Raw genomic sequence first — 9,611 nt, forward strand, 5'->3', positions numbered from 1 at the left:
CGTCAGTCGACCCAGACCAGCTTGGTGTTGAGGAACGCCACGGCTCCCTCCTGGGACAGCTCGCGGCCGTAGCCGGAGTCCTTCACGCCGCCGAACGGCAGGCGGGGGTCGGACTTGACGAGCTGGTTGACGAACACCATGCCGGCGTCGATGCGGGCGGCGACGGCCTCGCCCCGCTCGTCGTCGCCCGTGATGATCGCCGCGCCCAGCCCGAAGCGGGTGGCGTTGGCCAGGGCGATGGCCACCTCGTCGTCGGCCGCGGGCATGACCGCCGCGACCGGGCCGAAGACCTCCTCCGACGCGGCCGGGGCCTCGGGGTCGACGTCGCGGATCACCGTCGGGGCGTAGAAGGCACCCGGTCCCTCGATGGAGGTGGCGCCGACGACGGCCTCGCCACCGTTGCGATGGACCAGCGTGCGGTGGACCTGGTCGGCCACGGTGTCGCGATGTCCCTCCGACGCCAGGGGACCGATGTCGGTGGACTCCTTCGCCGGGTCCCCCACGACCAGCCCCTTGACCCGGTGGACGAGCGCATCGATGAAGTCCTCGTAGCGGGACTCGGCCACGATCAGTCGCTTGGCGTTGATGCAGCTCTGCCCCGAGTTGAGGTAGCGGCTGTCCACGGCCAGCTGGGCGGCCAGGTCGAGGTCGGCGTCGTCGAGCACGACGAACGGGTCGGAGCCCCCGAGCTCCATGACCGACGGCTTGAGATGGCGTCCGGCGGTCGCCGCCACGGCACGACCGGCGACGTCGGACCCGGTCAGGGTGACACCCCGGACACGGGCATCACCGATGATGGACTCCACGGTGTCGTGGTCGCACAGCAGGGTGGTGAACAACCCGTCGGGGCCGCCGGCCTCGCCGACCATCCGCTCGATCTCCAGCGCCGTGCCGGTCACGTTGGAGGCGTGGCGCAGCAGGCAGGTGTTGCCGCCGACGACGTTGGGGACCAGGAACCGGAAGACCTGCCACAGCGGGAAGTTCCACGGCATGACGGCCAGGATCGGCCCCATCGGGTCGTAGCGGACGTAGGACTTCGCCGCGTCGGTCTCGATGCTGCGGCCTGCCAGATAGGACTCGGCGCTCTCGGCGTAGTGGCGGCACAACCACGCGCACTTCTCCACCTCGCTGCGGGCCGCGCGGATCGGCTTGCCCATCTCGCTGGTCATCAGCCGTGCGAGCTCGTCGGTGCGGTCCTCCAGCACGTCGGCCAGCCGCTCGAGCAGCTGGGTGCGATCCTCCAGCGGGCGCGACCGCCAGTCGCCGGTGAACCGGGTCCACGACCGTGCGAGGCGGGCCTCGATCTCCCCATCGTCGTGCTGGCTGTACTCGGCGATCGTCGTGCCGTCGGCGGGGTTGGTGGTGGTGATCATGTGCCCTCGTGTACCCGACGGCCGCACCCTCGAACCACCGTTCAGCGGAGGAGGAAGCCCGTCCCGAGGGGGTCGTCGGGCCGCAGCACGAAGGTGTGCATGCCGCTGGGGAAGGCCTGGCCACCGACGTGGGTGATGACGGCCGGGTAGTCGCCGACGGCCGCCTCGGCGGAGACGGCCCCGGTCATGACGGTGCCGATGATGGAGTGGTTGTGCAGCATCCGACCCGGCTGGAGGACCCCCTGCCGGTGGAGCAGCGCCAGGCGGGCAGACGTCCCCGAGCCGGTGGCCGAGCGGTCGACCTCGCCGTCGGCGAAGACCGTCACGTTGCGCTGCCGCAGCGACCCGTCGGCGGCGTCCTCCATCTCGTCGACGAGGATGACGCCGTAGATGTCGCGCAGCTCGGGGATCTCGGGGTGGACGAACTCCTCGCTGTCGTTGAGGGCGTCCTTGATGTCCCGGCAGGTCGCGATGATGTCGTCGAGCAGCTCGGGCACGACCTGCAGGTCCACCGCCGCGGCGGGCAGGATCGCGTAGAACGCGCCGCCGAAGGCGATGTCGACGTCGACCGCGGCCCCGTCGACCTCCATGCCGACGTGGGCCTTGACGAAGGAGGGGACGTTGGTGAAGACGACCTGCTCGACGGTCCCGTCGGGGCGGACGTGCACACGGGTGGGCAGGCGGCCCGAGGGCACGTCGATGACGACGTCGGCCACGTCGCCGGTGACGGGCACGATGCCGGTCTCCACCGCCCAGGTGGCCAGCGCGATGGTGCCGTGGCCGCACGCGGTGGAGTATCCCTCGTTGTGGAAGAACACCACCCCGAGGTCGGCACCGTCGTCGTCGGGCGGCACGACGAACCCGCCGTACATGTCGGCGTGGCCTCGGGGTTCGTTGACCAGCAGCTGGCGCACGTGGTCCATGTGCTGGGCGATCCATGCCCGACGCTCGAGCACCGTTCTGCCGCCGATCGGGGGAATGCCGCCCGTGACGATGCGGAAGGGTTCCCCGCCGGTGTGGTAGTCGTGGCTCTGGACGGTCAGCGCGCGAGGGCGGGCGTGGGGGAGGTGGGTCACGGGGCGGGAATCGGTCACAGGGCGGGAATCGGTCACAGGGCAACGTCTCCGGTGGTGGCGGGGGCATCGAGCACCGCGGCCACCCGGTCGGGCAGGTCGTCGGCGTCGAGGCTCGTGCAGAGCTGGGCGAAGTCATCGGTGGGGCCGGTCCACTCGAGGTCGTCGACGGTCGTGCCGATGTCGCCGTCGGTGACGAGGGTGGCCAGCGTGGTGAACAGCTCGGCCTCGGCCCGCGCGCCGGCCAGGGTCTCCGCCAGCCGGGCGGCGCCCCGGACCCCCTTGCCCCAGTCGGCCGGGTCGGCGGGGATGTCGGCGATGCGGCCGAACCGCGTCAGCAGCGTGGCTGCGGTCTTGGCGCCGAAGCCCGGGATGCCGGGGAAGCCGTCGGCGGTGTCGCCCACGAGGGCCAGCCAGTCGGGGATGGCCGCTGGCGGGACGCCGAACTTGTCGAACACCCCATCGGCGTCGCGGACGGTGCCACGCATCCGGTCCCACTGCACGACCCGATCACCGACCACGCACTGCCCGAGGTCCTTGTCGGGGGTGGCGATGACCACCTGCTCGACCCGCTCGTCCGCGGCGGCCTCCGCGGCGGCGGTCGCCAGGGCGTCGTCGGCCTCGAGGTCGGTCATGGCCCACACCGTCAACCCGAGGGCGCGGAGCGCATCCTCCAGCGGGTGGAACTGCGCGGTCAGCTCCGGCGGCATCCCCTCGGAGGACTTGTACGTCGGCCACAGGGCGTTGCGGAACGACTCGATGACGTGGTCGGTCGCCACCCCGACATGGGTGACCGGGATGCCGTCGGGTCCGCCCTGCTCCAGCAACCAGACCATGCTGCGCAGCACGCCACGCACCGCCCCCCGCTCCGGGTCGTCGTTGCGGGGGGAGTAGTGGTGGCGGAACAGCTCGTAGGTGCCGTCGATCAGGTGGACGTACATGGACCGGCAGCCTAGTGGCTGCCCGTGACGGACAACCCGGCCGCGTGGCCGGCGGCGGCAAGCGCAGCGGCCAGTACGGGCACGGTGGCGTGGGCGTTCAGCCCCGAGGGGTTGTCGAGCAGCCAGAGGTCGGGCCGGTCGGGCTGGGGGCCGCGCTGGGCCCGTGGCTGCCCGAAGGCGACCCGGAAGGTCGTCACGCCCAGGACCGCGGTGACGGCAGGGCGATGCTCGGCGACGAAGGCGAGCAGACGTCGGCCGCCTGCGCGAAGCTCCTCCCTCGTGACCTCCGCTGCCCGCGCGGACGGGCGGGCCACCAGGTTGGTCATGCCGATGCCCCACCCGGGCAGCAGGTGCTGGTCCTCGGGACCCACGGGGTGGGGGACGAGTCCGCTGGCGGACAGGGCCGGCCAGAACCGGTTGCCGGGGCCGGCGTAGTGGCGGTTGGTGCGGGCCGAGGCCACGCCGGGGTTGATGCCGCAGACGAGCAGCCGAAGGTCGGCGTCGTCGGCCGGCAGGACGTCGTCGATGGGCTGCATGTCGGGCTCGGGGACTCGGGTCGGCACGGGCTCCGACGGTACCGCCCACACGAGGGCGTCGGTGGGCAAGGGCCGTCCGGACGGTGGCCGGATGGGGGAGCGTCACCGCGGGCCACAACGGGAAGTATCGGACACCGTCCCAATCCGGAGGTCCCCGATGCCACCGCGTCCCGTCCAGACCGTGCCCGCGCCCGTCCCCGCCGTCCCGTCAGCTCCCCTCGGGGGTGCCAGCCGCAGCGCCGCCGGGGAGATCGTGGTGACCACCCGGTCGGGGTCGACCTACCACGTGGCCGGCGACCTGGTGCTGCGCGAACACGACGACGGCTACACCGAGACCTACACCCTCATCGACCTCGGTGACCAGCGCCTGCGCTACACCGACGGGGAACGCGTCTTCGTGTCCTCGGCGGTCGTCTCCCGTCGGGCGGCCTGAGCCCGCGTCAGCGAACACCGTTCAGCCATCCACGAGGATCGTTTGTGCTGAACAGTGGTTTCCGATTACCGTGACCCCACGGTGCAGACACACCACATGGACGGGATCCCGTGGGCGGCGGCGCTGCTCGATGACGACGGCGTGGTGGTGCGCACGTCCGACGAGTGGCGCCGGATCGCGGCAGGGGACCCAGACGGCACGACGTTCGTCGAGATCGGCGAACGGTACCTCGACGTGCTCGCCGACCGCGTGGTGGCACACGGGGACACCACGGCGGGCAGCCTCGGCATCGTCCTCCGGCGGGTGCTCGACGGTGGCCATGCCGTCGCGCCGGTCGACTACGCCTGTCACACCCCGGAGGGCCTCGCCTGGTACCGGATCCACGTGACGGCGGTGCCCGGTGGTGGCGCCATGGTCATCCACTTGCCCGTGACCACCGAGGTCCGCGCCCGCATCGCCACGCAGAGCCAGACGCTGGGCATCGTCGAGCTCGACACCGACCTCCGGGCTCGGTCGGTGGACGACCTCTGGGGTCGGACCCGTGGCGTCGGGGTCGGCGACGACCTCGGCGACGGCTGGTGGGAGGCGATCCATCCTGCCGACCGGCCCGGCCTGGTGGGGTTGCTGCGCGACGTCGGCGCCGCGGACGGGTTCGCGGGTGTCCCGGTGATGACCGACGTCCGGTTCTGGGGTGCGGAGGGGGAGGTCAGCGCCCGGGCCGAGGTCAGCGTGCACGGCAACGAGCACGGTCCGGTGGGGCTGCTCGTGGTCCTTCGCCGGCGCGACAGCCACGTCACCGGGGTCGTCGGCACCGACCGGATCGGCCGGGACGCCCTCACCGGCCTGCCGGACCGTACCGTCCTGTCGGACCACCTGCGGCTGGCGCTCGGCCGCGCCGAACGGGACGGCCGGCGGGTCGCGCTGATGTTCCTCGACCTCGACGGGTTCAAGCCGGTCAACGACACCCACGGGCACGTGGTGGGTGATCGGCTGCTCGTGATGGTCGGGGGGCGCCTGAGTGGATGCCTGCGTCCGTCCGACCTGCTCGTGCGCCACGGCGGCGACGAGTTCGTCGTGGTGCTCACCGACGTGGACGACATGCGGGCGGTGCACGAGGTGGCGGAGCGCATGCGCGAGGCGTTGGGACGGCCCTTCGACCTCGACGGCGACCTCGTGGCGCCCCTTCGGCTTCCCGGGCTGTCGGTGTCGATCGGTGTGGCCACGGCGCGGGGTGGGGAGGACCCGTCGACGCTGCTGCGGCGTGCCGACGCCGCGATGTACCTGGCCAAGGCCGATGGCCAGGGCCTGACCCGCACCGCCGACGGCGACGTGGCCGGTGCGGGGCCCGTGGTCGACCTGTCGGCCACGATGGTCGAGCAGGCCTGGTCGGAGGGGGAGTTCGAGGTCTGGTTCCAGCCGATCGTCGACCTGGCCGACGGCAGGGTCGAGGCGGTCGAGGCGTTGCTGCGCTGGCGTCACCCGGAGCTTGGGGTGCTGCCCGCGTCGGTCTTCGTGCCGACCGCCGTGTCGTCGGGCCTCATCGCCGACCTCGGCTGGTGGGCCCTGGACCGGGCCATGTCGACGCTGCCCATCGACCTCGGCATCGACCTGTACGTCAACGTGGCGCTCAGCCAGTTCCGCGACCGTGACCGGCTCGAGGGCCTGATCGCCCGGCTGGGCAACGGTGTCCATCGCAACCGGACGGTGATCGAGCTCAGCGAGCACGTGCTGAACACCGATGGGATGTGGGTGCGCGAGGCGGTGGCGGCGCTCCGGGGGGCGAGCGCGCGGATCGCCATCGACGACTTCGGCGCGGGGTTCTCCAGCTTCTCGCGGTTGCGCCACATGCCCAACGACGTCCTGAAGGTCGACGACAGCATCGTCCGTGGGATCGATCGCGACCCGGCCGCCCAGCGTGTCCTGGCCGGCGTGCTCACCCTCGCCGACGCGCTGGGGCTGCGGGTGATCGCCGAGGGGGTCGAGCACACCGGCGAGGTCCGCGTGCTGCGCGCCCTCGGGGTGTCGCTGGCGCAGGGGCACCTGCTGGCGCCGGCGGTGGCGTCGGAGGACCTCGGTGGGGTCATCGCGGAGATGAAGGACACCGTCGGCGGGCTGGAGCGCAGCGAGGGCTGAGGTCGGAACGGTCCCCGGGGTCCGGTTGACGTCGTGGATGTCACACCCCACACTCATGGTGTACGAACACATGTTCGATACGCGATGTTCGTCCCCGACTCCTTCGGGTCGTCCTTCCCCGTCGCGCCGACCGACCAGGACGCCTCGCCATGACCGCCGACTTCGTGCACCTCGCATCCAGGACCTGCTACTCGCTGCGTGACGGGGTGATCCGCCCCCGCGAGCTCGCCAGGGCCACCGCCACCATGGGGGTCGGGGCCGCCGGGTTCGCCGACCGCGCGGGCCTGTACGGCGGGGTGCGGGTCGCCCAGGCCTGCGCGGCGGAGGGGGTCCGTCCCATCTTCGGGGCCGACCTCGCGCTGCATCCCGAGGACGACCGTCCCGGCTGGGGGATCAGCCGCGCGTCGGCCAGCGGGATCGGTCGGGCCATGGGGCCGGGGTCGGGCCAGGCGTGGCTGGAGGACGACGCCCCCCGCGTCACGCTGATCGCTGCCGACATCGACGGGTTCGCGACCCTCAACCGGACCGTCACCGAGCACCACCTGTCCTCGGTTCGGTCCGACCCGCACCTGCGCTGGGATGCCGCCAGCCAGCGGCTCGGTGCCACCGACGGGCTGTTCGTCATGCTGACCGACCGGTCGCCCGTGGGTCGGCTGCTGGGGGAGGGGCGGGGCGACGCCGCACGGGTCGAGGCACGTCGCTGGATGGACGTCGTGGGGCCCGACCGGCTGCTGGTCGGGGTCACCCACCACCTGGCGCCCGGCGACGACGACGTGGCTCGCCGCACCTTCGCGCTGGCCGACGAGCTGGGGCTGCGGGCGGTCGCCCACCAGGCCGCCCGGTACCTGCGTCGCGAGGACGCCAGGGTCGCCGACGTCATGGACGCCGTGCGCCAGCAGGTGCCGCTGGCCCAGCACCACTCCAGCCGTCGCAACGCCGAGGGGTACCTCAAGACCCCCGAGGAGATGGCCAGGGTCTTCGCCGAACGGCCCGATGCGCTCGCCAACACCATGTGGGTGGCGGATCGTTGCCACGTCGACATGGGCCTGGGACGGCTGCGGGTGCCCGACTTCGCCTCTGCCTCTCCCGAGCAGGCCGCCGATCCCGGATGGGCGCTGGCCGAGCTGCGCCATCGCTGCGAGACCGGCATCAAGGAACGGTTCCCGGCGGTGGAGGACATCCACACCGACCTGCTGGACCGCGAGATGGACATGGTCCGCCAGCTCGGGCTCGCCCCCTACTTCCTGACCGTCGCCGAGGTCATGGGACGCATCCGCGCCAAGGGCATCCTGGCCGCCTGCCGTGGGTCGGCCGCCGGGTCGCTGATCACCTATGCGCTGCGGATCTCCGACGTCGACCCGATCGCCCACGACCTGGCGTTCGAGCGGTTCATGAACCCCTACCGCGACGAGCTGCCCGACATCGACATCGATGTGGAGTCGGCCCGCCGCGAGGACATCTACCGCGACCTGCTGGACACCTACGGCGAACACCGCGTCGCCTGCGTCTGCATGGTCGAGACGTTCAAGGCCCGCATGGCCATCCGCGAGGTCGGCAAGGCCATGGGCCTGCCTGCCGGTGAGGTCGACTACATCGCCAAGTCCTTCCCGCACGTCCGGGCCGGCGACGTCCGCCCGGCGCTGGCCCACCTGCCCGAGCTGCAGGGCCTCAACATCGACTCCGGCCACCTCGCGCTGCTGTTCGACGTGGTCGAGCGGATGGACGGGTTCCCCCGTCACGTGGCGCTGCATCCCTCGGGGGTGCTGCTGGCCGACGCGACCCTGCGCGACATCGTGCCGATGGAACGGTCGGCCGCCGGGTTCGCGATGGCGCAGTACGACAAGGACGACGTCGAGGCCCTGGGGTTGTGCAAGCTCGACGTGCTGGCGGTCCGGATGCTCTCGAGCATGTCCCACTGCGTGGAGGAGGCCCGGCGCACCCGCGGCATCGACCTGGACTTCGACGACGTCCCGTGGAACGACGAGGGCACCTACGAGCTGATCCGCTCGACCCGGACCCTCGGCATGTTCCAGATCGAGTCTCCCGGCCAGCGCGAGCTGATCGGCAAGTTCCAGCCCGAGCACCAGGGCGACCTGGTCGTCGACATCTCCCTGTTCCGGCCCGGCCCGGTCAAGGGCGACATGATCAAGCCGTTCCTGCGGCGACGCCACGGGCAGGAGGGCAGCGGGGTGCCCCACCCGCTGCTGGAGCGTGCGCTGGGCGAGACCTACGGCGTGATCGTCTACCACGAACAGGTGATGCGCTGTGTGGCCGCGGTCACCGGCTGCGACCTGGCCGAGGCCGACCTGGTCCGTCGCCGGCTGGGCGACCCGACCCAGAAGGCCGAGCTGGAACGATGGATCACGTCGGGGGCGGCCGCCCGAGGCATCGCCCCGGACGTCGCCGAGTGGCTGTGGAACGCGCTCAGCCAGTTCGCCTCCTTCGGGTTCTGCAAGGCACACGCAGCGGCGTTCAGCGTGCCGACCTACCGCTCGGCATGGCTGAAGGCCAACCTGCTGCCGGAGTTCATGGCCGGGGTGCTGACCCACGACCCCGGCATGTACCCGCGGCGGCTGATCCTCGACGACGCCCGCCAGTTCGGCGTCGCGATCCTGCCGCTGGACGTCAACGCCTCGGCCAGGGACTACCGGGTCGAGGTCGTTCCCGAGGACGAGGCGCTGGCGCTGCTGGGGGTGCGACGTCCGACCGAGCTGGGCGGCCGTGGTGAGCTGCCCCGTGGCTGGCGCTGGGACGGCGACCGGATCGTGCCCTCCGCTGGCTTCGACAAGGGCGCGGCGACACCGGGGTGGCGCTACGGCATCCGGTTGGCCCTGCAGGACGTCGAGCGAATCGACGACCACATGATCGACTCGATCCTGGCCGGCCGGCCGTTCACCTCCATCGAGGACCTGCGCCTGCGGGCCCGCCTGTCCCAGCCGGTGGTGGAGTCGCTGGCCCACTCGGGTGCGCTGGATGCGATCGGTGGGGTGGGCCTGAAGGAGGATCGAACCCCGAGCGTCCACGCGAGGGGTGAGGACCGGACGGAGGGCCGGGGGTCTGGGGGCGAAGCCCCCAGTGTGAAGGGCCTGAAGGAGGATCGAACCCCGAGCGTCCACGCGAGG

The 9,611-nt window shown here is 71.9% G+C and carries 7 protein-coding genes; 3 read left to right on the forward strand and 4 right to left on the reverse strand.

Annotated elements, in window-relative coordinates:
- Window positions 1-2 precede the first annotated feature (2 nt).
- The 4 genes from CUC05_RS23225 to CUC05_RS23240 are packed head-to-tail and all read right to left on the reverse strand — an operon-like array spanning window position 3 to window position 3,950.
- A complete protein-coding gene (locus CUC05_RS23225) occupies window positions 3-1,373 on the reverse strand; it encodes an NAD-dependent succinate-semialdehyde dehydrogenase (RefSeq protein ID WP_108668532.1) in 1,371 nt (456 codons plus the stop codon).
- A gap of 41 nt (window positions 1,374-1,414) precedes the next feature.
- Window positions 1,415-2,449, reverse strand: a complete 1,035-nt coding sequence (locus CUC05_RS23230; RefSeq protein ID WP_205712509.1) for a proline racemase family protein — start codon at window positions 2,447-2,449, stop codon at window positions 1,415-1,417.
- A gap of 32 nt (window positions 2,450-2,481) precedes the next feature.
- The gene (locus CUC05_RS23235; RefSeq protein WP_108668533.1) at window positions 2,482-3,387 is read right to left on the reverse strand and encodes a 5'-3' exonuclease; all 906 of its coding nucleotides are present in this window, start codon (window positions 3,385-3,387) and stop codon (window positions 2,482-2,484) included.
- Window positions 3,388-3,398: 11 nt separating this feature from the next.
- Window positions 3,399-3,950: a mismatch-specific DNA-glycosylase gene (locus CUC05_RS23240; protein ID WP_205712510.1), complete on the reverse strand. Its 552-nt coding sequence runs from the start codon at window positions 3,948-3,950 to the stop codon at window positions 3,399-3,401.
- 130 nt (window positions 3,951-4,080) lie between these two features.
- Between CUC05_RS23240 and CUC05_RS23245 the strand changes: the two genes are divergently transcribed.
- The 3 genes from CUC05_RS23245 to dnaE all read left to right on the forward strand — a co-directional run.
- Window positions 4,081-4,356: a hypothetical protein gene (locus CUC05_RS23245; protein ID WP_108668534.1), complete on the forward strand. Its 276-nt coding sequence runs from the start codon at window positions 4,081-4,083 to the stop codon at window positions 4,354-4,356.
- Window positions 4,357-4,437: 81 nt separating this feature from the next.
- Window positions 4,438-6,489 (forward strand): putative bifunctional diguanylate cyclase/phosphodiesterase, encoded by a 2,052-nt coding sequence (locus CUC05_RS23250; RefSeq protein ID WP_157965930.1) that lies wholly within the window; start codon window positions 4,438-4,440, stop codon window positions 6,487-6,489.
- Between the two features lie 149 nt (window positions 6,490-6,638).
- Window positions 6,639-9,611: DNA polymerase III subunit alpha (dnaE, locus tag CUC05_RS23255; RefSeq protein WP_108668536.1), on the forward strand; the 2,973-nt coding region annotated here is incomplete at its 3' end.

This window comes from Euzebya rosea (assembly GCF_003073135.1).
Lineage (GTDB): Bacteria > Actinomycetota > Nitriliruptoria > Euzebyales > Euzebyaceae > Euzebya > Euzebya rosea.

What these genes read in the sequence shown, in the direction of transcription:
- CUC05_RS23235 (WP_108668533.1), bottom strand. Translation starts at nt 3,387, where the DNA reads ATGTACGTCCACCTGATCGACGGCACCTACGAGCTGTTCCGCCACCAC.
- CUC05_RS23225 (WP_108668532.1), bottom strand. Translation starts at nt 1,373, where the DNA reads ATGATCACCACCACCAACCCCGCCGACGGCACGACGATCGCCGAGTAC.
- CUC05_RS23245 (WP_108668534.1), top strand. Translation starts at nt 4,081, where the DNA reads ATGCCACCGCGTCCCGTCCAGACCGTGCCCGCGCCCGTCCCCGCCGTC.